Here is a 26,676-nt window from a genome sequence, read left to right on the forward strand (position 1 = left end):
GGTGATCATGGAGTCGCGGACACCGCATCTGAAAGAAGCTCGCTACGAGCTGGTCGAGATTCCCGAGCCGATGGGCCCGGTCACCGTGACCGTGGACCGGCGCAAGGTCCTCGACCACGCCTACAGCGAGGACGACTTCGGGTCCTGGTACTTCGAGGACTCCCCGTTCGGCGGCCCCGTGGGACACCCCCTCGTACTCGCCAACGACCTGCTGTTCCTCTTCTACGAGAAGTACGACGGCAACACCGCCCAGGGTCTGCACACACACGAGCATCTGACGTTCCACTCGCCGGTCGAGGTGGGGGAGACGGTCACGATCGAGGGCGGCTACACGCGGAAGTACGAGCGCCGGGGCCAGGGTTATGTCGTCCTGGAGGCGGAGGCACGCGGCGCCGACGGACGGCTCCTGGTACGCCACACCGGCAAAGAGATCATGCGGACGGTCGCCGGTGAGATCACCGGACAGAACCGGACAGCGGGCGACGTCCGGTCACGCACCGTGCTCGGCACGGTGGACACCGCCGTCCCCGCCCTGGACCGGGCCCGCCTCGACGCTCCCGCACGCGCCGCCCTGCCACGGCGGACAACGGTCTTCACCCAGGACCAGATGTCGGTCTTCTCCTGGGCCGGGCGCGGTTACGCCAATGTGCACACGGCCCCCGAGAAGGCCGCCGCTTCCGGCCTGGACCGCACGATCGTCCAGGCCCAGCAGCAGACCGGTTTCATCGTCGCCAACCTGATCGACGTGTTCGGCAAGACGTTCTTCACCTCGGGCGAACTCGACCTCCGCTTCGTCTCCCCCGCCTTCGTCGGCGACGAACTCACCGCCGGCGGCGCCGTCGCCGGTGTCACCGGCGACCGGCTCGAACTGGAGGTCTGGGTCGACAAGGCCGACGGCACCCGTACCGCTCTCGGGTGGGCGTCCGCCCTGGTGGACACCGACCACCGGCGCCCCGCGCGCCTGGTCTGACCCGCCGTAACCCCGCCCCCGCACCCCACCCCCGCACCCCCGTCCCCGCAGGTCCGTGAGATCGACAACGGAGTCATCCATGGCGCAATCAGCCACCGCCCCGCCCACCACCGAGCAGGAACGGACCAAGCTCGCCAAACGAGCCGCCGTGGCCAGCCTCGTCGGCACCGCCGTCGAGTGGTACGACTACTTCATCTTCGGCACCGCGTCCGCCCTCGTGTTCGGGGAGCTCTTCTTCCCCAACGAGGACGACCCGATCATCGGCACCCTGTCGGCGTTCGCCGTCTTCGGTGTCGGCTTCTTCGCCCGCCCCGTCGGAGGGGTGGTCTTCGGTCACTTCGGCGACAAGTTCGGCCGCAAGGCCGCCCTGGTCACGACGCTCATGCTGATGGGCGTCTCGACCTTCCTCATCGGCCTCCTGCCCACCACCGACCAGATCGGTATATGGGCTCCGATCCTGCTCGTCCTGCTGCGGCTCATCCAGGGATTCGGCGTGGGCGGCGAGTGGGGAGGCGCCTCACTGGTCGCCGTCGAGTACGCCCCGGCACACAAACGTGGTGCCTACGGCAGCTTCCCGCAGATCGGCAACGCGGTGGGGCTCGTGCTCTCCACGGGCATCTTCGCGATCGTGTCCACGCTGCCCGACGACGCACTCATGAGCTGGGGCTGGCGCGTGCCGTTCCTGCTCAGTGCCGTACTCATCGCCGTTGGCCTGTTCATCCGGTTCAAGCTCACCGAGACACCCGCCTTCAAGGCCGCGCAGGAAGAGCTGGAGAAGCAGCCTGCCGAGGAACAGGCGAAGGAGCGGATGCCGATCGCCGAACTGTTCAAACGGTTCCGCAGGCCTCTGCTCCTGGCCATGGGCATGCGCCTCGGCGAGGCCGTGTTCGGCTACATCATCCTCACCATCGGCCTGACGTTCGCCGAGAACTACACCGACATCCCGCGCACCCATGTCCTCGTCGCGAGCAGCATCGCCGCCGCGCTCGCCATCTACACGTACTACTTCTTCGGGAAGCTGTCCGACCGCATCGGCCGGCGCGCGGTCTTCATCACCGGCTCACTCGTGGGCGTGGTCGTCACCTTCCCCTTCTTCTGGGTCCTGGACGCCGACGCCCTGGTGCTGATGTACGTGGCCTACGCCGTGGCGTACGCGATCGGTGTGGGCGCCGTCTACGGCGTCGAACCGGCCTTCTTCGCCGAGCTGTTCAGTACGAAGGTGCGCTACACGGGCATCTCACTGGCGGCGCAGATACCCAGCGTCCTCATCGGACTCTGGCCGCTCGCCTCGACCGCCCTGCTCGCGGCGACCGGCGGAGACCCCTGGCCCATCGCCGCCATCACCGTCGCGGCCCTGCTCGTCGGGATGGTGTGCGCGTACCTGGCCCCCGAGACCAACCGGATCGACATGACACGTGTCGGTGACGAGACGGAGAAGGCACGATGACGGAACCGGATCCCCGTCCATGGCGGGACCTGACCGACCCGCGCCGCGCGGGCGCGACCGACAGGCTCGAAGAGGGGCTCAAGGAGCCGGAGTTCGAGAACCTCGACATTCCCGAGGAGCTGGGCACCGTGCGGGTCGTCGTCGACGACCACAAGATCAAACGGTACGCCTTCACCCACGACGACCATTCCCCCTGGCATCTGACGGAGAGTCCGTTCGGCGGGGAGCGTGTCGGGCACGCGGCGCTCCTGGGCAACGACCTCGTACAACTCTTCACACTCGTCTACGCGGCCAGTCAGGTCGTCGGATACCACACCGAGGAACAGATGTGGTTCGACAGCCCGGTTGTCCTGGACGAGGTCGTCACCCTCAGCGGTACGTACACCGAGGCCTACCGGCGCCGCGGCGAGGGCTACGTGGTGATGGAGGCCACCGCCACGGGCGAGGACGGGCGCAGCGTCGTCCGCCATCGCGGGGTCGAGATCCTCAGGACCGACCCCGGGGCCATCGGCGGACGCGGATCGGCGGCGCCCGAACGCCGCGTCACCGGCGAGGTTTTGGAGGGCGCGCGGACCTCTCGCACGCTGGGGCCGGACGTACGCCCCGGTGACGTACTCGCGCCGCTGCGCAAGACGGTGACCGCCGAACAGGCCGCGGTCTTCAGCCGCGTCGGTGAGTACGTGCGCAACATCCACAACGACATCGACGTGGCCCGCGCCGGCGGGCTGCCGGTGCCGATCGTGCAGGGGCAGCAACAGTTCGGCGTGCTGGCCCAGTTGCTCACTCTCCGAGCCGGTCCCTCGTTCCTCACCACCGGCTGGCTGCGGGTCAAGTTCCTGGCGCCGCTGGAGGTGTTCGAGCCGTTCACGTCCACCGGCGTCGTCACCGCCGTCACCCCGGTCGACGACGGTCTCCGCATCGATCTGGAGGTCTGGGTACGCCGCGACGCCGACAACCGCCTCCTCACGGCCGGTTGGGCGGCCGTGACCATCCCTCCGCCCTGACCCTTCCCCGTCCCGACCGACCGCACCACCGCACCGACACAGAAAACGGGTTCTTCACAGATGAGCACTTCCAAGACCGGCGGCCAGGTCGTCGTCGACCTTCTGACCTCCCTCGGCGTCGAGTACGTCTTCGGCGTCGTGGGCGGCCAGACCCTCGCCATCACCGACGCGATCATCGACACCCCCGGTATCCAGCTCGTCCACACCCGGCACGAGAACGCCGCGGCCGTGATGATGGACGCCTACGGCAGGCTCACCGGCACCCCGGCCGCCTGCATCTCCACGACCGGGCCAGGCGCCACCAACCTGCTCACCGGCGTCGGGGGCGCCTACCGCGACTCCAGCCCCGGATTCGTCCTCACGTGCAACAACAACGGCGAGAACATCCACAAGGACGACGCCCAGAACGCCGACCACGTCGAACTGCTCAAGCCCCTGGTCAAGTACTCCCGGCTGGTGGCACACAGCTCGTCCATCAAGCAGGCGATGGAGGAGGCGTACGTCAACGCCCTCACCGGCAACCCCGGCCCCGTCCATCTCGACTTCGCCCGCGACACCATCGAGGGCCAGGTGCCGGACCCGCCGGTGGTTCCCGCCGTCCACCCGAGCCGCGCGTGGGTCACCGAGCGGCCGTCCGCCAACCTCGTCGCGCTGGCCAGGGTCGCCGAACGGGTGCTGCGCGCCGAACGGCCGGTCATCTGGCTCGGCAACGGCGGCAACCGCGCGCGGGCGAGCGAGGACGTACTGGCGCTCGCCGACGCGCTCGGAATCCCGGTCGTGACCACCTTCAACGGCATCGGGTCCGTACCGACCACACATCCGCTGGTGTTCGGGGCCGTCAGCCGTATGGGCACCACGCTCTCCGGCGAGGTCCTCGGCGACGCCGATCTCGTACTCGCGCTCGGCAACAGCCTCAACGCCGTGTCGACCACCCGCTGGCGGCGTGAACTCCCCGAGGTGATCCAGGTCGACGTCGAGCCGGCCATGATCGGGCGCTACTACTCCGAGATCACCCAGGGCGTGGTCGGCGACCTCGGCTCCTTCGCCCGCGACCTGGTCACCGCGACCGCCGGGCACGCGGCCGACGCGAAGGCCGGACGCGCGGAATGGATCAGCTCGCTCGACAAGGCGCGCACCGACTGGTGGCGGGCCTCCGAGGTGACGGACACCGCCGCCGAAGGCCCGCTGTCCCCGGCCGACATCGTCCGCACCCTGCGCGAGGTCGCGCCCGATGAGACGCTGCTGATCCCGGACGCCGGCAACCCGGGCGTCTGGTCGTTCCTCTGGGAGATCCGGCGGCCCAACAGCTACATCAAGCCCGTCGGCTTCGGGAACATGGGCTTCGCGCTGCCGTCGGCGATCGCGGCGTCGCTGATCGACCCGGCGCGCCCCGTGCTCGCGCTGATCGGCGACGGCTCCCTCGGTATGAGCATGGGTGAGATCGAGACGCTCGCACGCGTCGGCGGCAATGTCTGCGTCGTGGTCCTCAACGACTCCAGCTACGGCAACATCCGCCAAGAGCAGGAGCTGCATTTCGACGGCCGCACCACGGGCGTCGACTTCGGCACCGTCGACTTCGGCATGGTGGCGCGCGCGATGGGAGTGGACGGCGAGGTCGTCACCGGCCTGGCCGCGCTGCGGCAACGGGTCGCCGACGCCTTCGCGGCCGGTACGCCGGTGATACTCGACGTACCGATCGACCGTGCCGCCAACGCCTGGACGTTCCCGTCGTTCGTGGCGCCGAAGAAGTAGGAGCAGGAAGCAGGTGACAGCGGCAATGTCGAACGCGAACCCGGCACCGGATCCGCAGCCGAACTCGAACGCGGACGCGGACGCGGTACCGAACCCGGCAGCGAACCCCGCACCCCTCGACGGAGTGAAGGTCCTCGACCTCTCGCGGTTCATCGCGGGTCCGCTCTGCGCGCAGATCCTGGCCGACTTCGGAGCCGAGGTGGTCAAGATCGAGCGACCGGGCGGCGAGGACTCCCGGCACCACGGCCCGTACCACCGTGACGAGAGCGTCTACATGTTCCTCTACCACCGGAACAAGTACGACGCCTCCCTGGACACCCGTCACCCCGAGGCGCTCGGAATCCTGGAGCGGCTGATCGCCTGGGCGGACGTCGTCGTGGAGAACTACCGGCCGGGCACGATCGAGAAGATGGGCATCGGCTACGAGCGGATGAAGGAGCTCAACCCCGACATCATCCTGGTGTCGATCTCCGGCTTCGGCCAGACCGGTCCGGACTCGCGCCGCGCCCTGTTCGACGCCATCTCGCAGGCGTCGTCGGGGCTGATGGACATGACCGGTGAACCGGACGGCAAACCGACCCTCAGCGGCACCTACATCGCCGACTACACCACCGGCTACCAGGGCGCGATCGGGGCCCTGCTGGCGATACTGCACCGCGAGCGCACCGGCGAGGGCCAGCTCGTGGACATCGCGTCCTTCGACACGATGTTCTCCGCGCTCGGCATCCGCCTCATGTCCCAGCTCATGCTCGGCCAGGACATGCCGCGCAGCGGCTCACGCGATCTGCTGACGGCACCGGTCAACGTCTACGAGGCAGTTGACGGATCCATCTACATCCAGGCAGGCACCGCCTCGTTGTTCCCGAAGCTCTGCGCCGTCATAGGCCGGCCGGATCTCGCCGAGGACCCGCGCTTCGCCCATGTCGAAGGGCGGATGACGCACCAGGAGTTCCTGGAGGGCGAGATCGGCGCATGGGCGGCCGGCCGTACGAGGGAGGCCATCGCGCGGGCCCTCGACGAGGCGGGCGTGCCCTACGCCAAGGTCGCGTCGGTCGCGGAAGTCGCCGAGTCACCGCAGATCGCCGCCCGTGACATGATCGTTGAATCGGAGCATCCCGAACTCGGTACCATCCGGATGCCCGGTAATCCGATCAAGATGGAGAAGACCCCGCCCATGGTCCGCAAGGCGCCACCTCGGGTCGGCGAGGACAACAGTCACGTCTACGGGGGCATCCTCGGGCTGTCCGCCCAGGACATGGCCCAACTGCGCGGGTCGGGAGCCATCTGATCATGGCGCGCGCACCCAGGTATCAGGTGATCTACGACGACCTCGTCTCCCGGATCCGGTCCGGCGCCCTGGCCCCCTCGGCGCGCTTGCCCAGCGAGACGGACCTGGCCAGGCAGTACGGGGTGAGCCGGATGACCGTGCGGCAGGCTCTGGACCTGCTCGACTCGGAGCGGTTCGTCGTACGGCGGCAGGGCAGCGGCACATTCGTCAGCGGCCACGGCGATCGCGGACGGCGGCTCAACCGGCTGCGTTCCTTCGCAGAGGAGATCGAGGGCACGGGCGGTGAGCCGTCCACCCGGCTGATCCACTGCGAGACCACGACCGCGCCCGCCGAGGTGACCGAAGTCCTCGGCGGCACGGCTGACGACACGGTGAACCGGCTCACCCGCGTACGTCTCGTCGACGGCTCGCCCGCCGCGCTCCAGGACGCCTGGATCCCGTACTCCGTGGCGCCGTCACTGTGCCGGGATCCGCTGCTCGACGGCTCCCTCTACCGCACCCTGACCGAACGCTTCGGTGTCGAACTGCGCCACGCCGACCAGTCCATGACAGCCACTTTGCTCAACCCCGAACAGGCGGACCTGCTCGGCACCGAACCCGGCGGGGCCGCACTGGTGGTTCGCCGTACGACCTACGGGTCGCGCGGCGAGATCGTCGAGTTCACCACGAGCTGGACGCTGCCCGGATTCCCCTTCCTGCTGAGGATCGACGCCGAATGAGCGCACACGTCGTCGCGGTCGATGTCGGCACCTCGGCCGTGCGGGCCGTCGCGATCGACGCGGGGGGACAGGTCGTCGCCCAGCGGCGGATCGCCCGCACCTCAGGACTCGGCGGCGACACCTTCGACGCCGGCGAACTGGAGCGGGACGTCACCGCCGCGCTGGCGGGGGTCTCCGGCGGACGGCCGCCCTCGGCGCTCGCCATCGCCGCCCACATCGGCACGGTCGCCGTCGATTCCGCTCTGCGGCCCCTCGGTCGCGGCGGCGGCTGGGCCGACACCCAGGGCGTGGCACGGCTCGCGGCGCTCGGCGACGCGACGGTGCGGCGGCTGCTGCGCGCGGCGGGCCGTCCGGCGCTGACGGGCGGTGCCCTCGCCCATCTGATGGGCATGGAGCCCGAACTCGCCTCGCGGGTGCGCGCCGTGCTGTCGCCCAAGGACTTCCTCGTCGCCGGACTCACCGGACGGCTCACCTGCGACACGATCAGCGCCGCCTACACGCTGGCCTCCGACGTACGCCGCCGCCGGTGGAACACCGGCGTGCTCGCGGAGGCCGGTCTGGACCCCGTACTGCTGCCGCCGCAGTCGGAACCGACATCGGTGGTCGGCGCCCTCAGCGGAGAGGCCGCGGCGGCCACCGGCCTGCCCACGGGACTTCCGGTGATCGCCGGGGGCCCGGACGGATCCGTCGGCATCGGTCTGCTCCTGGGCGGAGCCGACGACGTCATCGCCGACGTCGCGGGCACCACCGACGTCATCGGCAGGCTGCTCCCGGGCCCCGATGACGTACCGGAGGGCGCCGTACTCAACCCTTCCGTCCTGCCCGGCCGATTTGTCGGCGGCGGGGCGACCGGACTCACCGGGGGCGCTGTCGCCCGGTGGCGCTCCCTGGTCGGCACCGTCGCGGACGAAGAACTCGCCGCGGTGCCGCCGGGCGCGAACGGGCTCACCGTCCTGCCCGGCATGACGGGCGCGCGCTTCCCGACCTGGCGGTCCGGTAGCCGCGGGGCGGTGCTCGGTCAGCGTCCCGACCACGACACGGCCTGCCTGCTGCGAGCCGCGCAGGAGGCGGCGGCCTTCACGGTCCGCGAGGGAATGGACCGCCTGGACCCCTCGGGCGGCCTGCCGGTCGCCCTGGCCGGCGGCTCGTCGCGCAGTGCCCATGTGGCACGACTGCGCGCCGACATCCTCGCCCGGCCGCTCCTGATCTCCCCGGAGCCGGACGTGACCCTGCTCGGCGCCGCGGCGCTGGCGTTCATCGGCTCCGGACTGGACACCGACCTGGACGCCATCCGCGCCCGACTGATCGGCACCCCACGCAGGATCGACCCGGACGCCGCCCGTGCGGCGCGCTACGAGCGACTCCACTCCCGCTGGCTGGAACTGCGCGACGCGACGGACGCGCTGTCGGTCCCGTCCGCCGATTGAGGCGTCGCCGCCTCGGCGGCGCGAGCCCGGCAAGATCCGAAAGACGCACCCTAGACCCAGGTGTCGAGCCACATCCGGTCCTGCCAGCCTTCGACCGGGATCGTCTGGCCCGTGAAGATCGGCCAGAAATAGATGAAGTTCCACACGATCAGCAGCACCAGCACACCCGCCCCGACCGCGCCGATCGTTCGGCGTCTCTCGTCCGAGCCCGCCGGGCCCAGCATCGCGCCGATCATCATCGACACCGCCAGGCAGAGGAACGGCACGAAGACGACCGCGTAGAAGAGGAAGATCGTGCGTTCCTGGTAGAAGAACCACGGCACCCAGCCCGCCGCCACCCCGCAGGCGATGGCGCCCGCGCGCCAGTCGCGGCGGAAGAACCAGCGCCACAGCACGTACAGCAGCGCGAAGCACGCCGCCCACCAGAGCAGGGGCGTGCCGATCGCCAGGACCTCCTGGGCGCACTTGTCCGCCGGGGCCGCCGTGCAGCCCTCCGTACCGCCCCTCGGGTCCTCGTAGAAGTACGAGACCGGACGGCCCAGGACGATCCAGCTCCAGGGGTTGGACTGGTAGGTGTGCCCGGAAGTCAGATTGACGTGGAAGCTGTAGACCTCGGTCTCGTAGTGCCACAGGCTGCGCAGCCAGTCCGGCAGCCAGGACCACATCCCGCCCTGGCCCTGGGTGGCGGCCCAGTCCCGGAAGTAGCCCTTGTCGGTGACGATCCAGCCGGTCCACGAGGCGATGTACGTGCCGATCGCGACCGGGACCGTCGAGACGAAGGCGGGCAGCAGGTCGCGCTTGAGTACGGCGAGATACGGGCTTACGGCGCCGGCGGTGCGCCGCGCGCCCACGTCCCAGAAGATGGTGAGCAGACCGAACGCGGCCAGGATGTAGAGGCCGTTCCACTTCGTCGCGAACGCGAGCCCCAGCATCAGACCGGCGGCGATACGCCACGGCCGCCAGCCGAGACGCAGGCCCCCGGCGACGGCGGCGTCCGGGCGCAGCACCCCCTCCTCGTCCAGCGGCAGCGCGTCCGCGAACCGCCTTCGCGCCCAGTCCCTGTCCAGCAGCAGACAGCCGAACGCGGCCAGTACGAAGAACATCAGCACCAGGTCGAGCAGGGCGGTGCGGCTCATCACGAAGTGCAGTCCGTCGACGGCGAGCAGCCCGCCCGCCAGACAGCCCAGGAACGTCGAACGGAACAGCCGGCGGCCGATGCGGCACAGCATCAGTACGGAGAGCGTGCCGAGGACGGCCACCATGAAGCGCCAGCCGAACGGGTCGAAGCCGAACATCAGCTCGCCGAGCCCGATGATCCACTTGCCCATCGGCGGGTGCACCACATACCCGGGGTCGGCCGGCACCGGGACCTGGGAGGGGTCGGCCAGGATCAGCTTGTCGACGTCCTTGGGCCAGCTGCCCTCGTACCCCTGCTTGACGAGCGCCCACGAGTCCTTCGCGTAGTACGTCTCGTCGAATATCACCGCCTTGGGGCTGCCCAGGTGCCAGAACCGCATCAGTCCGGCGACCAGCGCCACCAGCAGCGGACCGGTCCACGCGGACCAGCGGATCAGCCGGTCGGCGAGCAGGGGCCGCACGCCGAGGACGATCCACAGGCGGGTCGACGGCTCCGTGTACGGCGGGACCAGCCGTTCGCGCAGCCCGATCACCGGTCTCGGCGCATAGCCGAACCGCCGCAGCCGCTGGGGCCACGACGGCGGCCTGTCCTCGGCGTCCCGACCCTGGAGGGCTTCTGGCGCAGTACTGGTCACCGCGCCATCGTAGGGAACGCGGCTGTGGGTCGTGGGCACACGGCGGCGGACACGGCGCGGAGGGCGCCCTGCGAGGATGGCGTACGTGACTACTGTGCCCTCCAGGGGAACGGCCCCCGCAGCCCCGGCCGGCGTTCTCGTCCTCGCCGGGACCCCCATCGGCGACATCTCCGACGCCCCGCCGCGCCTCGCCTCCGAGCTGGCGGCGGCGGACGTCGTCGCCGCCGAGGACACCCGGCGGCTGCGCAGGCTCACCCAGGCGCTCGGCGTGCGGACCACGGGCCGTGTCGTCTCGTACTTCGAGGGCAACGAGAGCGCCCGTACGCCGGAACTCGTGGAGGCGCTGGCCGGCGGCGCCCGCGTGCTCCTCGTGACGGACGCGGGGATGCCGTCGGTCTCCGACCCCGGCTACCGGCTCGTGGCGGCGGCCGTCGAGCGCGACATCACGGTGACCGCGGTGCCGGGTCCGTCCGCCGTACTGACCGCGCTGGCGCTCTCCGGTCTGCCCGTCGACCGCTTCTGCTTCGAGGGGTTCCTGCCGCGGAAGGCGGGCGAACGGCTCGCGAGGCTCCGCGAGGCCGCCGACGAGCGCCGTACCCTCGTCTACTTCGAGGCGCCGCACCGGCTCGACGACACCCTCGCGGCGATGGCCGAGGTCTTCGGCGCCGGCCGCCGGGCCGCCGTCTGCCGCGAGTTGACCAAGACGTACGAAGAGGTGAAGCGCGGTGGCCTCGGTGAACTGGCGAAGTGGGCGGCCGACGGCGTACGCGGGGAGATCACCGTCGTGGTCGAGGGAGCCCCGGAGCGCGCGCCCGTCACGGACCCGGACGAGCTGGTGCGCAGGGTGCGGGTGAGGGAGGAGGCGGGGGAGCGCAGGAAGGAGGCCATCGCGGCGGTCGCCCTGGAGTCAGGGGTGCCCAAACGCGAGGTCTTCGATGCGGTCGTCGCGGCAAAGAATGCCGCTCGGACAAGCTCCCCGGACGGTAAAGGACTATCTTGAAAAGCAAAGCGCAGACCGTGTGCCGGGCCCTTTCGGCATGAGGAGGCCAAGAGCCTGCCATTAATCGACAGCGTTGATGCGCTCCCGCCCGAATAGGCGTCCACTGGGTCAAGTGGAGAGGAGCAGGGCATGAGTGAGATCACGGGCAACGCCGTCGCCCACGAGGCATATGCGTTCTGCTGTATGAGGTGCGGTCACGGCTGGGAACAGGCGTACGACATAGAGCACCACAAGGACGGTTCCGGACAGGAATTCGTCGTCTACAAGGCGGACGGACTGCGGGTGCCCTCACCGCTGTCGAGCCCGACCTGCGTCAACTGCGGACACCACGTCGTGCGCATCATGCGCTCGGGACAGGTGTCATCGGTGCACGCCCTGATGAGCCAGCAGCGGGCCGCCGCCACGACCCCCAGGCCGCCGAAGGCGCCCAAGGCAGCGAAGGCGTCCAAAGCGTCCCGGGCGGCGAAGGAGCCGAAGCCGGCCGATCCGATGCCGGTGAGGAACGAGGCGGGCGGTGCGGCCGTCGCCGCCGTCGCCGAGAACGCGCGGGGGAAGGCGGCCCACCACTGGCATCTCTCCGATCTCCTGCACCCCTTCCACCGCAGGTAGGCCGCTCGGGTGCGGTCCTCGTACGATCGTGCCCATGAGCCCGAGAAGCGCCACACGCTCCGACGAAGCGCCGCCGGCCCCCGAACCGCTGCGGGTGCCGGTCGCCGATTCGCACACCCATCTGGACATGCAGAGCGGCACCGTCACGGAGGCCCTTGCCAAGGCCGCCTCCGTAGGAGTGCCGACCGTCGTCCAGGTGGGCTGCGACGTGAAGGGGTCCCGCTGGGCGGCCGAGACGGCCGCCGCGCACGCGTCCGTGCACGCGGCTGTCGCGCTGCATCCCAACGAGGCTCCGCGCATCGTCCACGGCGACCCCGACGGCTGGTCGCGCCAGGGCGCGCGCGAGGCCGGCGGCGACGCGGCCCTGGACGACGCGCTCACCGAGATCGACGCCCTGGCCGCGCTCGCGCCCGTGCTGGCCGTCGGCGAGACCGGGCTCGACTTCTTCCGTACGGGGCCCGAGGGGATGGCCGCGCAGGAACGCTCCTTCCGCGCGCACATCGAGATCGCCAAACGGCACGGAAAAGCGCTCGTGATCCACGACCGCGAAGCGCACGCCGACGTGTTGCGCGTCCTCGCCGACGAAGGCGCTCCGGAACGGACCATTTTCCACTGCTATTCGGGCGATGCGGAAATGGCCGAAATCTGCGCCGCAGCGGGCTACTTCATGTCCTTCGCGGGAAATATGACGTTCAAGAACGCGCGTCCGCTGCGTGACGCGCTGGCCGTCGCTCCGCTCGAACTCGTGCTGGTCGAGACCGACGCGCCTTTTCTGACGCCCGTTCCGTACCGGGGACGGCCCAATGCGCCGTATTTGATTCCGATCACGGTGCGCGCGATGGCGGAAGTCCGGGGGATCGGCGAGGACGCGATGGCGACGGCGATTTCGGCCAACACGGCGCGCGCTTTCGGCTACTGAGACGGCTGGTCCGGGCCGCTCCGACGGCTGTCACCGCACTCGAACAGCTACGACGCGTAGTGGTGCGGCTTTGGAGAGTGACGATCCCTCGGCTAGGGTCTGCCGCTTGGATCGGGCCGGACCGGACTTGTGGAGCGTCGAGCGTCATGAACAGTGCGCAGGACAGTCAGCACGGCGGACCTGGCGGGCGCCGCCGTCTCGTCCCGCAGGCCCTCGTCGTCGCCGTCCTGGCCGGCGGCACCTCCGCCTTCGTCGCCGACGACAAGGCCGTCAGCCTCAGCGTCGACGGCACCCCGCGCACCCTCCACACCTTCGCCGACGACGTGGCCGAACTCCTCGCCGACGAAGGCGTCAGGACCGGCGAGCACGACATCGTCGCCCCCGGGCGGGACACCGAGCTCAGCGACGGCGACACGGTGGTCGTGCGCCACGGCCGCCCCGTCATGCTCACCGTCGACGGCCGGCGCCGCCAGATCTGGACGACCGCCGACACCGTCGACGGCGCGCTGCGGCACCTCGGCGTCCGCGCGCAGGGCGCCGTTCTGTCCGCCTCGCGCTCGTCCGCGATCCCCCGCGGCGGGCTCGCCCTCGACGTCCTCACCGAGCGCACCGTGACGTTCATGGCCGACGGTCGCGAGCGCACCATCCGTACGAACGCCGCGACCGTACGCGAGGCCCTGACCGACGCCGGGCTGTCGCTGCACGGCCAGGACACCACCTCCGTACGGCCCGAGAGCTTCCCGCGCGACGGCCAGACGATCACCGTGATGCGTATCACCCGCGACGAGATCGTCCGCGACGAGGCCGTTCCGTACGACACCGAACGGATCCAGGACCCCTCGCTGTTCACCGGCACGGAGGTCGTCACACGCCGGGGCGAGCAGGGGACGCGCCGCCTCACCTACGCGGTGCGCGCGGTCAACGGGGTGAAGCAGAAGCCCCGCGAGATCTCCGAGAAGCTCGTCCGCGCGCCCGTGACCCAGCGCGTCAGGGTCGGTACGAAGCAGCGCCCGGCCTCCGTCGCGGGCGCAGACGGACTCGACTGGGCCGCGCTCGCCGCCTGCGAGTCGGGCGGCCGGCCGGACGCGGTCGACCCCTCGGGGACGTACGGCGGGCTCTACCAGTTCGACACCGCCACGTGGCACTCCCTCGGCGGCAGCGGACGCCCGCAGGACGCGTCCGCGGGCGAGCAGACGTACCGGGCGAAGAAGCTCTACGCGCGAAGGGGGGCGAGTCCGTGGCCGCACTGCGGCCGTAGGCTGCACGGGTGAGCACCACAGAGCCCGACGCCCTCCTGGGCCCCGCAGACATCCGCGAGCTGGCCGCCGCGCTGGGCGTACGCCCCACGAAGCAGCGCGGCCAGAACTTCGTCATCGACGCCAACACCGTCCGCCGGATCGTCCGTACGGCCGGTGTGCGGCCGGACGACGTGGTCGTGGAGGTGGGCCCCGGGCTCGGCTCGCTGACACTGGCGCTGCTGGAGGCGGCCGAGCACGTGACGGCCGTCGAGATCGACGACATCCTCGCCGCGGCGCTGCCGCGCACCGTCGAGGCCCGGATGCCGGACCGCGCCGCCCGCTTCTCGCTGGTGCACGCGGACGCGATGCGGGTGAGCGAACTGCCGGGCCCCGCGCCCACCGCGCTGGTGGCGAACCTGCCGTACAACGTCGCCGTGCCCGTCCTGCTCCACATGCTGGAGCAGTTCCCGACGATCGAGCGGACCCTGATCATGGTCCAGGCGGAGGTCGCGGACCGGCTCGCGGCGGCGCCGGGGAACAAGGTGTACGGCGTGCCGTCGGTGAAGGCCAACTGGTACGCGGAGGTCAAGCGCGCCGGCGCGATCGGCCGCAATGTGTTCTGGCCCGCGCCGAACGTCGACTCCGGCCTCGTCTCGCTCGTCCGGCGCGCCGAGCCGCTGACGACCACCGCGTCACGCACCGAGGTCTTCGCGGTCGTGGACGCGGCCTTCGCGCAGCGCCGCAAGACGCTGCGCGCGGCGCTCGCGGGCTGGGCCGGGTCCGCCCCGGCGGCGGAGACGGCGCTGCTCGCGGCGGGCGTCTCGCCGCAGGCGCGGGGGGAGTCTCTGACGGTGGAGGAGTTCGCACGTATCGCGGAGTCGAAGGGAGCGGGCGCGTGAGTGGCACCGGGGTGACCGTACGGGTACCGGCGAAGGTCAACGTCCAGCTGGCGGTGGGCGGGGCGCGCCCCGACGGCTTCCACGACCTGGCGAATGTCTTTCTCGCGGTGGGTCTCCACGACGAGATCACCGTGACCCCGGCCGACGAACTGCGCGTCACCTGCGCGGGCCCGGACGCGCACCAGGTGCCGCTGGACGCGACGAACCTCGCGGCGCGCGCGGCGATCGAGCTGGCGCGGCGGCACGGGATCGAGCCGCGCGTCCATATCCACATCGACAAGGACATCCCCGTCGCGGGCGGCATGGCCGGCGGCAGCGCGGACGGCGCGGGCGCGCTGCTCGCGTGCGACGCGCTCTGGGGGCTGGGCTCGTCGCAGGCCGAACTGCTCGCGATCTGCGCGGAGTTGGGCAGCGACGTGCCGTTCAGCCTGCTGGGCGGCGCGGCGCTGGGCGTCGGGCGCGGGGAGCGGCTGACGCCGCTGGAGGTGGGCGGCACCTTCCACTGGGTGTTCGCGGTCGCGGACGGGGGGCTGTCGACCCCGGCGGTGTACGCGGAGTTCGACCGCCTCAACGCGGCGGCCGACGTCCCGCCACCGGCCGCCGCCCCTGCCCTCCTCGCGGCCCTGCGTACGGGCGACGCGACGGCCCTGGCCGACACCCTCACCAACGACCTCCAGCCCGCGGCCCTCTCCCTGCGCCCGTCGCTGGCGGCGACACTCACCACGGGCACGTCGGCGGGCGCGCTGGCCGCGCTGGTCTCGGGCTCGGGCCCGACGACGGCGTTCCTGACGAAGGACGAGGAGTCGGCGACATCGGTGGCCGAGGCCCTGCTGGCCTCGGGCAACTGCCGCACGGCAAGGGTGACTTCGTCCCCGGCGGCGGGGGCGCGGGTGGTGTCCTGACGGCGCGTCCGAATCGCGCCGACGGGTGGCCCACCCACACGCCGCTCACTGTACGTATAGCTTTCGGACGCTTAATGTAATGCGTCACATGGGCTTGAACGGGGGCTGGGTGGATGGAAGCGGAACTGGCCGCTCTGGCGGCCGCCGCCGGAACAACGCTCGTCACTTCGCTGGCGACGGACACCTGGAACAGCATGAGAGAGGGAATGGTGCTCCTCTGGCGACGCGCCCGTCCCGATCGGGCCGAGGATGTCGACGCGGAACTTGAGGCGTCGCGTGAGGAATTACTCGCGGTACGAGCCTCCGGCCCACAGGCGGAGGCGGAGACCAGGGGCGAGATCAGGGCGGAGTGGCAGGGGCGGGTGCGAAGACTGCTGTACGCCCACCCCGAGCTCGCCGAGGATCTGAGGACCCTGCTGGCCGAGACAGCGCCACCCGCTCCCGTATCAGCCGCCCCGCCCGGTCCGGCCCAGCAGGCCACCGCCTCCGGTGAGGCGCGGATCTATCAGGCCGGTCGTGACCTCCACATCGATCAGCGGTGACCGGTCGTAACGACGGGCAGGCCGACGGCCGGGGGCGCGTCTACCAGGCATCCGGTGACCAGCACATCACCGAACACCATCATCACGACCTGTCGGGCCGGGGACCGTCGGACGAGGGCCCGTCGTCGCGCGGTCCGGACTCGGTACGCCGTCCCGCCGTAGGCCGGGCACCCGCGATACTGCGAGACCGCGACGCGCTCATGCTGCGCCTGCGGTCCGCCGTCGCCCAGGACGCTGCGGGCGAGGTGCTCGTCCTCCATGGTCTCGGCGGCTGCGGCAAGACCGCTGTCGCCCACACACTCTTCCGGTACGCCGCCGGCGAATCCGACCGGCTCGGCCTCTGGGTGAACGCCTCCGACCACGCCTCCCTACGTGCCGGAATGCTCGCCGTGGCCGCCGACCGGGGCGCGGGAGACGGCGAACTCATGGCGGCGCGCAACGGGCTCCGGGCCGCGGCCGATCTTGTCTGGGACCGTCTCGACGCCTCTGACAGACCCTGGCTGCTGGTCTTCGACAACGCGGACGATCCAGCGGTGTTACGCGACGGCGGCTGGCTCCGGACAAGCCCGCGCGGCACCGTACTCGTGACCACACGTCAGTCGGCCACGCACTGGTGGCCGGCGGCCGAACTGCTGCACGTCGGTGTGCTGCCACGGGACGACGCGGCCCAAGTGCTGTGCGACCTCGCCCCGGGAGCCGGGACCGCCGAGGAGGCCCGCGCCGTCGCCGACCGGCTCGGCCGGCTCCCCCTCGCACTGACCCTCGCCGGCGGATTTCTCGCGCATCAGGTGATCGAGCCCTGGACCATGTCCGAATACAGTCGGCGTCTCGAAGCCCGCGAGGATCCGATCGAGCTGATCGACCGGGGCGCGGGCGCCATCGGCGACGACTCCCGCCATCTGGTGAGCGGCACCTGGCAGCTCTCACTCAACGCCCTTGTCAGGCAAGGAATGCCGGACGCGACCCCCCTTCTGCGGCTGCTGGCCTGCTGGTCCGACGACCCGCTCCCTCTCTCACTGCTCGCCGACGCCGAATTGGGCCCCGACCTGCCGGCCGCCCGAGTGGAGCCGGCCCTTCGCGGACTGCTCGACCATTCACTCACCGAGCTTGTCCGCAGCGGCGACCTGCGCTGCCTGCGCACCCACGGAGTGCTGCTCGACAGCGTCGCGCGCGGTACACCGGACGACCGACGCGATGCGCTCGTTGCCACAGCCGCCGGACTTCTCAAGGCGGCTCTTCCCGAAGTACCCGAACGCGGGGCACGGGATCCGCTGCTCAATCTCCTCTCCCCGCACGTCCTGGCGCTCCTGCGCCGGGTGCGGGACTGGTCCTCGGTACGACGGCGTACGGCGGAGACGGCGGCCGAATGCGCGTGGAGACTGGTGACCGGACAGCACCGCTCCGGCGAGTACGCCTCCGCGCTGGCGGTGGCCACCGAGGCCTTGGGACTCGTGGCGGGGCGGTTGGGGGATGAACATGTCCTTGTCCTGAGACTGCGTCAGCGCGTGGCGAAGGCCGTCGACCGGCTCGGCCACTTCGAGGACGCGGTGGCACGTCATCGGCGGGTGCTGGAGGATCTGGAGCGCGTATACGGCCCCGACTCGCCGGACACGCTGACGAGTTGCCTCCAGCTCTCGCGTCCCCTCACCTGGCTCGGTCGTACGGCGGAGGGTGTGGCATTGATGCGCAGGACGGTGACCGGCCGTTCCGCGCTGCTCGGTCCTTCGCACCCTCTGACGCTGGAGGCGCGGACATGTCTGCTGGAACTCCCGCCCGGAGCCGAGTTGGAGGAGGAAGTCGGAAAAGGACCCGAATTGATCGCCGCCTGTCTGCGCGAACTCGGCCCGGACCACCCGACCACCCTGGCGGCGGAACTCAACTGCGCACACGCGCTGTTCAACACAGACAGGCCGGCTGAAGCGCTGCCGCTGGCGCGCAGCGCCCTGGCCGCGCACGAACGCCGTTACGGAACCGACTACCCGATCACCTTGGCCGCACGAAGTCTCCTCAGCGGTGTCCTGGCCACGCTGGGTGAGAGCACCGAGGCCATCCGGCAGATCGAGAGGGTCATCGAAGGGCGCGAGCGGGTGCTCGGCCCCACGCATCAGTGGACGTCGGCGGCACGCAAGAAACTTGACAGATACCGCGAGCAGCAGAGCGGCTTACCCGGAGGACATCAATGATTCGTGGGTGGGAAGCAGATCCCTCATCACCGCTGGCCCGGCGCCTGGGCAAATCCCCCGAGGAACTGGGGACCACGGGCGGTGAGTCGGGCTGTCCCGACATCTGGGAACTGGAGAACGGGGACATCGCCGTCATCGGCCGGGACCTCACCGATTCCTACCGGACGGGCCTTCCGGAGGGTGTGAAGATCGCCCCGGACGAGCGCTTGGTCGTCATCCCGCGCAGGACGGCCGTGGCCGCGAAGGCGGACACCCCCGATGCGTAGGCTGCTGAGCGGTGCTTCCGGCGAGCGGCTTGAGCTGGACGCCTACCTCGAAGACTTCGACAAGCGCTTCTGGAACGCCGGTACGTCGGACGAGGCGAGCTTCTGGAAACTCGAACGCCAGCAGTCCTTCAAGGAGCCGGGAGTGGCGAGCTGGGAAGCGTTCTCCCGGGGGGACTGGGACACGGCTCTGGCGTTGATCGCCGAACAACGGAGCCACTACGAGCGGTACTTCCAGAAAATCGCCGAGCATGGGTTTGGGCTGCATCGTGTTCGAGTGGTCGACGAGCCGGTGACGCCTTATCTGCAATGGGAGCTTCACCTTCTGCGGCTCAAAGAACAATGCGGGGAGGATACGCGGATCGCGAAGGTGAGCGACCTCTCGCCGCTCGAATCCGGTACGCGGCTGCCTGAGATCGCCATCATTGGGTCGTCCGCGCTGTACGAGATCATTTACGACGATGACGGGAAGCTGGCCGGCGGCATCAGGTACACCGATGGGGGCTTGATCGCGGAGTGCCGGAAGTTAATTCGGGGTATTCACGGATCCGGTGAGCAGTTGGCGAGCTTTTTCAAGCGCCGTGTGGCTTCCTTGCCACCCCCTGCGGTTGAGGGGTGAGACGTGCCGATGCGTGTCATCCTGGTGTCCTACTCGGCCCGGGGGTTCGCGATCCTCCGCACTGCCTGCGAACAGGCGGGACACGTGCCCGTAGCCTATCTGCACGCCCGGTCCCTGCGCCCTGGTGGCGCCACGAGACCCGGTGCCGGACCGGTGGTCGCCGAAATCGTCGAGAGCGTTCCGCCGGGTGTGGACCTGCTTCTGCCAGGAAGCAAGAAGGTGCTGCTGGCGCGGACATTGCGGGCGTACGAGGCCGACCTCGTCGTCTGCTACGGATTCCCCTGGAAGTTTCCACGAGAGGCGCTGCGGGCCACCACATCGGGTGCCATCAATGTGCATACGTCGATGCTGCCGAAATATCGAGGGCCCATCCCTGTCAACTGGGCGATCAGGAACGGGGACAGCGAGATCGGAGTGAGTATTCACCGTATGACCGAGGAGTTCGACTCCGGTGGGATTCTGGTCCAAGAATCCGGAATCGCGCTGGACGATGATGTCGTACCGAACCGGCTCTGGGACGAGGTCGACGGATATATCGCTCGGCTGCTTCCCACTGCGCTCGCGCATGTGGAGACGGGCTTTTCGGGTACTGCCCAGCGTGAGGACCAGGCATCGTACGCGGGATGGATGGAGCCCGAGTTCTCGTACGTCGACTGGGGCCGCACCAGGAACGAGATCCACAACCAGGTTCGGGCCACGCGATTCGGCAGTTCAGGTAAGTCCGGCCCCGTAGCGGAGCTGTCCGGCGAGCAGATCAAGGTACTGCGGACCTCGCTCGAACCCACCGATGGCAGGGAGGCGATGTGCGCGGACGGTCCTCTCTGGATCGTGAAGTCCACCCCGGCCTGACCGCGTCACACCGGAAGCCCGCCGACGGCCGGTGCCGGAGCCTCCCGTACGTGCTGGTGGCCGTCCAGGGGGAACGGTGGCCGGGCGGGGAGGGTCTGGCGGTAGACGTAACCGGTCTTCTCCGCGACGCGGCAGGAGGCCAGGTTGTCGACCTGGTGGAGCAGTTCGAGCCGGGTGACTCCGGCGAGTGTGCCGAACGCCCAGCCGCTCAGGGTCTCCAGGGCCCGCGACGCGATCCCCCGCCCCCGCGCCTCGACGGCGGTCCAGTACCCGACCTCGGCGCAATCGCCTTGCCCGGCAGGGCACTTGACGACGACGTGCCCCACGATCCGATCCTCCTCGTGTACGGCAAAACTGAGCCGCTCCCCACTCCGCCACCCCTCCCGCTGTAGCTCCAGCCACCGAACGGCGTCCTCGACTCCGGTGACTGGTATCCGGGTCCACCGCCGGAGCAGGGGGTCACGGTAGATGTCGATGAGCGGCTGGATGCCGCTGTCGTCCCAGGGGCGGAGGCCGAGAGCGGGAGCCCCGTCGGGGGTCGGCTCGACGCGCAGTTCGACGGTCAACGGGGCGCTCCTGTTCGCTCTGCGTGGACTCGCTTCACGAGAACGCTAACCGCGTCGGGCGACACCCCGTTGTCAGACCCCTGCGTTAGATTCCCGCCATGACTCAATACGTACTCGTGGCAGGGGCGTGGCTGGGCGCGTGGGCGTGGGACGAGGTGGGTGCCGATCTGCGTGGTGCCGGGCATGGGGCTCATGCGTTGACGCTCGCCGGGGTGGGCGACCGGCGGGAGGAGGTGGGGGAGGCGGTCATTGATCAGGAGACGCACGTCCAGGACATCGTGGGCGCCGTCGAGCGGCTCGATCTGCGGGATGTCGTCCTCGTCGGGCACAGCTATTCGGGTATCCCGGTCGGGCAGGCCGCCCAGCGCGTCGGGGACCGGTTGGCACGGGTGGTGTTCGTCGACTCGAACGTGCCCGTGGACGGGGAGTCGTTCGTCTCCGGTTCCCCGGCCGTCGAGGCGTCGATCGCAGGGAACGGCGGCTTCTGGGCGCCCCTCACACCGGAGGAGTTCGAGGGGCAGGGCCTCACGGACGACCAGATCGCCCGCATCGTGGCCGGGTCGACGCCGCACCCGGGTGGGAGTCTGACCGGGCGGGCGAGGCTGGACGGGTCGCTCGGGGACCTTCCCGCGACATACATCAAGTGCCTGCTGGACTGGCCCGAACTGCCGCCGGAGGTGGCCGAGTTGGTGAAGAGCGACAACTGGCGGCTGGTGGAGATGAACACGGGCCACTGGCCGATGTTCTCCCAGCCCCACGAACTGGCCCGGATCCTGCTGAGCGCCTGACCCGGGCCGTAACGGCTGAACGCCTGCCCCCCGGACAGGCGTTCAGCTCTCTCAGACCTTCGTGGTGGTCTTCAGCTGCGCCGACTCCTCCACGGGAGCCGCCGCCGGGCCGCCCTCGCTGAGACCGAACCGCCCGTGGAACTTCCGCAGGAAGCCGGGTGCGTACCAGGCCGAGCGGCCCAGCAGCCGCATCGCGGCCGGGACCAGCACACCGCGTACGGCGACGGCGTCGATGAGGATCGCCAGCCCGCTGCCCAGGCCGAACATCTGCATGAAGCTGACCTTGGCCGTCCCGAACGCGAAGAAGCTCACCGCGAGCAGACAGGCCGCCGCCGTGACGATCCGTCCCGTGTGACCGAGGCCGTTGGTCACCGCGGACTCGTTGTCCTCGCCCAGGTCGTGGAGTTCCTTGATCCGGCTCGTGACGAACACCTCGTAGTCCATCGAGAGACCGAAGGCGATGACGAACATCAGCACCGTCATCGACGCTTCCATCGGCTGCGGTGTGACGCCGAGCGCCGACGCCAGATTGCCGTCCTGGAAGATCCAGGTCATGACGCCCAGCGTCGCTCCGAGACTGATCACGTTGAGGACCAGCGCGCGCAGCGGCTGCACGACGCTTCCCGTGAACAGGAACAGCAGGATGAAGGTGGTGACGGCGACCAGGGCCAGCGCGAGCGGGATCTGGGCACCGATGGAGTCCTTGGAGTCGACCAGTCCGGCGTCGGCCCCGCCCACCAGCGGCTCCGACCCGGCGGGCGGCGCGAGCGCCCGCACCTCCTTGACCAGAGCCTGCGCGTCGACCGACTTCGGTTCCAGATCGCTCACCACGTTGAGCCGCTGCGCGTCCGGCCGGCTGAGCGCGGCGTTGCCGGGGCCGCCCGGCGAGGGCTGCCCGTCGACGTAGTTCCCGGCACCGGTCTCGACCCGTACGACACCGTCGAGCCCGGAGAGTTCGGTCGCGTACGACGCCAACGGCGCCTGGCTCACAGACGTGTTGAGGATGACGTGGACGGCCGAGTCGTCGTTGCCGCTGAACTTCTCGCGCAGCACCGAGGAGACCTGACGGCTTTCCGCGTCCTCCGGCAGCACCCGCTCGTCCGGCGTGCCGAGGGTGATACCCAGCAGCGGGCTCGCCGCCAGCAGCAGCACCGCGAGCACGGGCAGCGCGGTGATCGCGGGCCGCCGCATGACGGTGCGCGCCAGCCGCCCCCACAGGGGCGTACGGGCGTCGGCGGCGCGCTCCTTCTTCGCCCAGGGCAGCCGCCCGCTGTTGACCCGGTGCCCCAGGACCATGAACAGCGCCGGCATCACGAACAGCGTGCTGACCGCCGCGATGGCGACGACCCCGACCCCGGCGTAGCCGAACGAGCGCAGGAAGTACTGCGGGAACACCAGCAGCGCCGCGAGCGCCACGGCCACCGTCGCTGCGGAGAACGCGACCGTACGGCCCGCGGTACGCACCGTGTGCCGTACGGCGTCCTCCACACCCGCCCCCGTCGCGAGCTGCTCCCGGAAGCGGCTGATCATCAGCAGGGCGTAGTCGATGCCGAGGCCGAGACCCAGCGCCGTGGTCAGGTTGGTCGCGGAGTTGGAGACGTCGGTGACGCCGCCGAGGAGGAACAGCTCGGCGAACGTACCCGCGATGGCGATCGTCCCGATGACCAGCGGCAGCAGGGCCGCGACCACGCTGCCGAAGACGACGAGGAGCAGCAGGAGGGTCAGCGGTACGGCGATGGCCTCGGCCAGGATGAGGTCGTCGAGCACCTGGGTCGACAGATCCACGCCCACACCGATGCCGCCGCCGGCCTGGACGCTGAGGCCGCCCTCGTACGAGCCGCTGTAGTCGTCGACGAGGCTCTTGCCGTTCTTCTCCTGCTCCGTGGTGTCGCCCTTCACATGGACGAGCACCAGGGCCTCGCGGCCGTCCTCGGAGATCAGGCCGGGGCTCTTCGTGTCCCAGTACGAGACCACGTTGTCCAGGGTTTTCTCGCCCTTGAGGTCGGCGACCAGAGCCCGGCCGCTCCTGTCGGCCTCCGGGGTGTCGACGCGGCCTTCGGGGGCCCGGACCAGCAGGACCAGATTGGTCTCGCCGCCGAACTTCTCCTCGATGGCCTTGCCCGCCCGGCTGGACTGCGAGGAAGGGTCGTCGTAACCGCCCCCCTTCAACTTGCCGAAGGCGCCCGCGCCGAGTGCGCCCATGAGGGCCACGGCCACGACGGCGACGACGAGTACCAGCCGGGACCGGCGGATCGCCAGATCGGCTATGCGTTCAAACACGCCCGTTCTCCTTATGAACTTAACGAATCTACCGCGCAAAAAGATCAAAACGGCCTGGGGTGGCCGCAGCCGACGTTAGCGAGGCACAAGAAGATTTGGCAGTGTTAGATTTTCCTCACACTTCGAGATTTCCTGGTGTCCCGCCGGGCCACGCGTCGTACCGTCGCCGTATGCCCGCAGACGAACACCCGCCCGCGCGCCCCTCGTTGCGCGAGCGCCGCCGGGCCGCCGCCACCCAGGAGATCCTGGCCGCGGCCGAGTCGCAGATCGCCGAGCAGGGGCCGCACGCGCTGTCGCTGCGAGCGGTCGCCCGGAGTCTGGGCATGACCGTCCAGGCGCTCTACCACTACTTCCCGAACCGGGACGCCTTGATCACGGCGCTCATCACCAAGGCGTACGACGCGCTGGCCGATGCCGTGCAGGCCGCGGCCGACGCCACGCCCGCGGACCCGGCAGTGCCGCGCATGGTGATGGCGGCGGAGGGCTACCGCCGGTGGGCCATCGCCCACCCCGAGCTGTTCCAACTCCTCTACGGCACACCGCTGCGGCAGTACGCGGCGCCCGTCGGGGGGCCGACCACCGAGGCCATGCTCCGGATGAGCGGGATCTTCCAGCGTGAGTTGTTCGACGGGTTCACCGAGGCCCAGCTCGCCGCCGCCGACGCCCCCGAGCTCTCGTCCGAATTCCGGGAGTATCTGGGGCAGTTGAGGCCGGACGGCCCCAGTGGACTGCCGGCCCCCGCGTCCGTGCTGCTCCTCCATGCGTGGGGGCATCTGCACGGCCTCGTCGTCCTGGAGGTGTTCGGGCACACCTCGTTCCTCGGCGACCACCAGGCCGAGCTCTTCCGCATGGCGATGCGGAACACGCTCACGGACGTCCACAGCCGGATCCCCGCGTAGGGGGTGCGTCCACCCGTGCGGGCGAGGAATCCCGCTGACGTCCTCCGAAGCGGGCGCCCACGGCATGGCAAGATCCCCTGCATGACTACTCTGTTCTCCCGTGTCATCGCTGGTGACCTGCCTGGGCGTTTCGTCTGGCAGGATCCGGAAATCACCGCGTTCCTCTCCATCGCACCGTTGCGCCCCGGTCACACTCTTGTTGTGCCGAGGCGTGAGGTCGACCAGTGGACGGATGCCGACGGGGCCCTGCTGGCGCGTTGCTTCGAGGTGGCCCAGGCTGTTGGGCGAGGGGTGCAGCGGGCTTGGGACGCTCCGCGGGCCGGTCTCGTCGTCGCGGGCTTCGAGGTGCCGCATATGCATATACATGTCGCACCCGTTTGGGACATGTCCGACTTCGATTTCAGTAAGGCGAAGCCGGAGGAGGATCAGTCGGCTCTGGATGAAGCCGCGACGAAGCTCCGATCCGCCTTGCTCGAACTCGGTTATGAACAGGCCCGGGAAGCTGGACTGTGAACTCCGGAGGCGTACGCGGACATCGAGGTCCACAACTGGCAGTTCGGCGGCCGGTCCTGAACCGGAGCCAGTGGCCCGGGGCTATGTGTCCGAGCGGGCGTTGAGCCGGGCCGCCTGGCGCGTCAGATGGTCGCGTTCCGCGAGGTTGGGCGCCTTGCGCGCCGCCTCCGCGTACAGCCGCGCCGCTGTCGCCAGGTCGCCGTCGCACTCGTGCAGATACGCCGCCACGGCGGTGTGCCTGGGCAGTGAGTCGTCCACCGACGCGAGCGCCACCAGACCGGCGCGCGGTCCGTCCGCCTCGCCCACGGCCACCGCGCGGTTGAGCCGGACGACCGGGCTGTCGGTCAGGCGCGTGAGTTCGTCGTACCACTCGACGATCTGCACCCAGTCGGTCTCCGCGGCGGTCTGCGCGTCCGCGTGGAGCGCCGCGATGGCGGCCTGGGCCTGGAACTCGCCCAGCCGGTCGCGGGCGAGCGCACCTCGCAGGATCTCGATTCCCTCCGCGATCGACCTGGTGTCCCACCGTCCCCGGTCCTGCTCGGCGAGCGGTACGAGGCTCCCGTCGGGCGCGGTCCTGGCGGCACGGCGGGCGTGGTGGATCATCATCAGGGCGAGCAGCCCCGACACCTCGGGGTGATCGATCGAGGCCGCGAGCTGCCGGGTGAGCCTGATGGCCTCGGCGGCGAGGTCGACATCCCCGGAGTACCCCTCGTTGAAGACCAGATAGAGGACGCGCAGCACGGTCGCGACGTCGCCGGGCCGGTCGAACCGCACACCGGAGACGGTCCGCTTGGCCCGGCTGATGCGCTGCGCCATTGTCGCCTCGGGCACCAGATACGCCTCGGCGATCTGCCGGGTGGTCAGCCCGCCGACGGCGCGCAGGGTGAGCGCGACCGCCGACGACGGCGTCAGTGACGGGTGGGCGCACAGGAAGTAGAGCCGGAGCGTGTCGTCCACGTCGGCCGCGGGCCCGGGTGCCGGCTCCTCCTCGACGAGGTCCTCCCGGCGCCGACGGGCGGTGTCCGCCCGCGCCGCGTCGAGGAACTGCCGCCAGGCCGCGGTGACCAGCCAGCCCTTCGGATCGCGCGGAGGGTCGTCACGCCAGACGCGGACGGCCTTGACCAGCGCGTCCTGTACGGCGTCCTCGGCCGCCGCGAAGTCGGCTCCGCGGCGGACGAGGATTCCGAGCACGCTCGGCGTGAGGCTCCTGAGCAGTTCCTCGTTCACG

25 protein-coding genes are annotated in these 26,676 nt (G+C 70.2%); 21 read left to right on the top strand and 4 right to left on the bottom strand.

The annotated features are described in order from the left end of the window. Positions 1–7 precede the first annotated feature (7 nt). The 7 genes from OIE74_RS23110 to OIE74_RS23140 all read left to right on the top strand — a co-directional run bounded on the left by OIE74_RS23110 (position 8) and on the right by OIE74_RS23140 (position 8,607). Complete coding sequence (locus OIE74_RS23110) at positions 8–970, top strand: MaoC/PaaZ C-terminal domain-containing protein (protein WP_329386654.1); 963 nt, start codon at positions 8–10, stop codon at positions 968–970. 79 nt (positions 971–1,049) lie between these two features. Further along, on the top strand, positions 1,050–2,417 hold the full coding sequence (locus tag OIE74_RS23115) for an MFS transporter (RefSeq protein WP_329386656.1): 1,368 nt from the start codon (positions 1,050–1,052) through the stop codon (positions 2,415–2,417). After that, entirely contained in the window at positions 2,414–3,421 is a 1,008-nt protein-coding gene (locus OIE74_RS23120) for a hypothetical protein (RefSeq protein ID WP_329386658.1), read from the top strand. The genes OIE74_RS23115 and OIE74_RS23120 overlap by 4 nt, the downstream gene beginning before the upstream one ends. Positions 3,422–3,481: 60 nt before the next feature. Continuing rightward, positions 3,482–5,173 carry a thiamine pyrophosphate-binding protein gene (locus tag OIE74_RS23125; protein WP_329386660.1) on the top strand — a complete coding sequence of 564 codons (1,692 nt, stop codon included), beginning with the start codon at positions 3,482–3,484 and terminating at the stop codon, positions 5,171–5,173. A gap of 25 nt (positions 5,174–5,198) precedes the next feature. Beyond that, the gene (locus tag OIE74_RS23130; RefSeq protein ID WP_329386662.1) at positions 5,199–6,461 is read left to right on the top strand and encodes a CaiB/BaiF CoA transferase family protein; all 1,263 of its coding nucleotides are present in this window, start codon (positions 5,199–5,201) and stop codon (positions 6,459–6,461) included. 2 nt (positions 6,462–6,463) lie between these two features. Continuing rightward, the gene (locus OIE74_RS23135; protein ID WP_329386663.1) at positions 6,464–7,180 is read left to right on the top strand and encodes a GntR family transcriptional regulator; all 717 of its coding nucleotides are present in this window, start codon (positions 6,464–6,466) and stop codon (positions 7,178–7,180) included. Beyond that, positions 7,177–8,607 (top strand): xylulokinase, encoded by a 1,431-nt coding sequence (locus OIE74_RS23140; RefSeq protein ID WP_329386665.1) that lies wholly within the window; start codon positions 7,177–7,179, stop codon positions 8,605–8,607. Before OIE74_RS23135 ends, OIE74_RS23140 begins: the two co-directional genes overlap by 4 nt. Positions 8,608–8,657: 50 nt before the next feature. Here the strand turns inward: OIE74_RS23140 and OIE74_RS23145 are convergent, their stop codons facing one another. Next, entirely contained in the window at positions 8,658–10,379 is a 1,722-nt protein-coding gene (locus OIE74_RS23145; protein ID WP_329386667.1) for a dolichyl-phosphate-mannose--protein mannosyltransferase, read from the bottom strand. Positions 10,380–10,464: 85 nt separating this feature from the next. Between OIE74_RS23145 and rsmI the strand changes: the two genes are divergently transcribed. The 11 genes from rsmI (at position 10,465) to OIE74_RS23200 (ending at position 20,402) form a co-directional block, all read left to right on the top strand. Next, entirely contained in the window at positions 10,465–11,379 is a 915-nt protein-coding gene (rsmI, locus tag OIE74_RS23150) for a 16S rRNA (cytidine(1402)-2'-O)-methyltransferase (protein ID WP_329386669.1), read from the top strand. A gap of 129 nt (positions 11,380–11,508) precedes the next feature. After that, positions 11,509–11,988, top strand: coding sequence for a hypothetical protein (locus tag OIE74_RS23155; RefSeq protein WP_329386671.1), 480 nt, complete (start codon positions 11,509–11,511; stop codon positions 11,986–11,988). Positions 11,989–12,022: 34 nt separating this feature from the next. Next, complete coding sequence (locus OIE74_RS23160) at positions 12,023–12,907, top strand: TatD family hydrolase (RefSeq protein ID WP_329386673.1); 885 nt, start codon at positions 12,023–12,025, stop codon at positions 12,905–12,907. A gap of 59 nt (positions 12,908–12,966) precedes the next feature. Further along, positions 12,967–14,178 (top strand): ubiquitin-like domain-containing protein, encoded by a 1,212-nt coding sequence (locus OIE74_RS23165; protein ID WP_443076201.1) that lies wholly within the window; start codon positions 12,967–12,969, stop codon positions 14,176–14,178. Further along, entirely contained in the window at positions 14,175–15,044 is an 870-nt protein-coding gene (rsmA, locus tag OIE74_RS23170) for a 16S rRNA (adenine(1518)-N(6)/adenine(1519)-N(6))-dimethyltransferase RsmA (RefSeq protein ID WP_329386677.1), read from the top strand. Before OIE74_RS23165 ends, rsmA begins: the two co-directional genes overlap by 4 nt. Then, positions 15,041–15,946, top strand: coding sequence for a 4-(cytidine 5'-diphospho)-2-C-methyl-D-erythritol kinase (locus tag OIE74_RS23175; RefSeq protein WP_329386679.1), 906 nt, complete (start codon positions 15,041–15,043; stop codon positions 15,944–15,946). The genes rsmA and OIE74_RS23175 overlap by 4 nt, the downstream gene beginning before the upstream one ends. Before the next feature lie 113 nt (positions 15,947–16,059). After that, on the top strand, positions 16,060–16,488 hold the full coding sequence (locus tag OIE74_RS23180) for a hypothetical protein (RefSeq protein ID WP_329386681.1): 429 nt from the start codon (positions 16,060–16,062) through the stop codon (positions 16,486–16,488). Further along, positions 16,485–18,671: a tetratricopeptide repeat protein gene (locus OIE74_RS23185; RefSeq protein WP_329386682.1), complete on the top strand. Its 2,187-nt coding sequence runs from the start codon at positions 16,485–16,487 to the stop codon at positions 18,669–18,671. Before OIE74_RS23180 ends, OIE74_RS23185 begins: the two co-directional genes overlap by 4 nt. Beyond that, positions 18,668–18,937: a hypothetical protein gene (locus tag OIE74_RS23190; RefSeq protein ID WP_329386684.1), complete on the top strand. Its 270-nt coding sequence runs from the start codon at positions 18,668–18,670 to the stop codon at positions 18,935–18,937. Before OIE74_RS23185 ends, OIE74_RS23190 begins: the two co-directional genes overlap by 4 nt. Then, positions 18,930–19,553, top strand: a complete 624-nt coding sequence (locus OIE74_RS23195) for a DUF6879 family protein (RefSeq protein WP_329386686.1) — start codon at positions 18,930–18,932, stop codon at positions 19,551–19,553. Before OIE74_RS23190 ends, OIE74_RS23195 begins: the two co-directional genes overlap by 8 nt. Positions 19,554–19,562: 9 nt before the next feature. After that, the gene (locus OIE74_RS23200; RefSeq protein ID WP_329392397.1) at positions 19,563–20,402 is read left to right on the top strand and encodes a methionyl-tRNA formyltransferase; all 840 of its coding nucleotides are present in this window, start codon (positions 19,563–19,565) and stop codon (positions 20,400–20,402) included. A 5-nt stretch (positions 20,403–20,407) separates the two neighbouring features. On the opposite strand, the gene OIE74_RS23205 is transcribed toward OIE74_RS23200, so the two are convergent. After that, on the bottom strand, positions 20,408–20,968 hold the full coding sequence (locus OIE74_RS23205) for a GNAT family N-acetyltransferase (RefSeq protein ID WP_329386688.1): 561 nt from the start codon (positions 20,966–20,968) through the stop codon (positions 20,408–20,410). 98 nt (positions 20,969–21,066) lie between these two features. Between OIE74_RS23205 and OIE74_RS23210 the strand changes: the two genes are divergently transcribed. Next, positions 21,067–21,756, top strand: coding sequence for an alpha/beta fold hydrolase (locus OIE74_RS23210; protein WP_329386690.1), 690 nt, complete (start codon positions 21,067–21,069; stop codon positions 21,754–21,756). A gap of 51 nt (positions 21,757–21,807) precedes the next feature. On the opposite strand, the gene OIE74_RS23215 is transcribed toward OIE74_RS23210, so the two are convergent. Beyond that, complete coding sequence (locus tag OIE74_RS23215; protein ID WP_329386692.1) at positions 21,808–24,036, bottom strand: MMPL family transporter; 2,229 nt, start codon at positions 24,034–24,036, stop codon at positions 21,808–21,810. Positions 24,037–24,206: 170 nt separating this feature from the next. Here OIE74_RS23215 and OIE74_RS23220 point away from each other — a divergent pair, with 170 nt between their 5' ends. Together OIE74_RS23220 and OIE74_RS23225 are read left to right on the top strand one after the other, a co-directional pair. Next, positions 24,207–24,935 carry a TetR/AcrR family transcriptional regulator gene (locus OIE74_RS23220; RefSeq protein ID WP_329386694.1) on the top strand — a complete coding sequence of 243 codons (729 nt, stop codon included), beginning with the start codon at positions 24,207–24,209 and terminating at the stop codon, positions 24,933–24,935. An 81-nt stretch (positions 24,936–25,016) separates the two neighbouring features. Continuing rightward, entirely contained in the window at positions 25,017–25,448 is a 432-nt protein-coding gene (locus OIE74_RS23225; RefSeq protein ID WP_329386695.1) for an HIT family protein, read from the top strand. Positions 25,449–25,529: 81 nt separating this feature from the next. On the opposite strand, the gene OIE74_RS23230 is transcribed toward OIE74_RS23225, so the two are convergent. Beyond that, positions 25,530–26,675 (bottom strand): RNA polymerase sigma factor, encoded by a 1,146-nt coding sequence (locus OIE74_RS23230; RefSeq protein WP_329386697.1) that lies wholly within the window; start codon positions 26,673–26,675, stop codon positions 25,530–25,532. Position 26,676 lies beyond the last annotated feature (1 nt).

This window comes from Streptomyces sp. NBC_01716, assembly GCF_036248275.1.
Classification (GTDB): Bacteria; Actinomycetota; Actinomycetes; order Streptomycetales; family Streptomycetaceae; genus Streptomyces.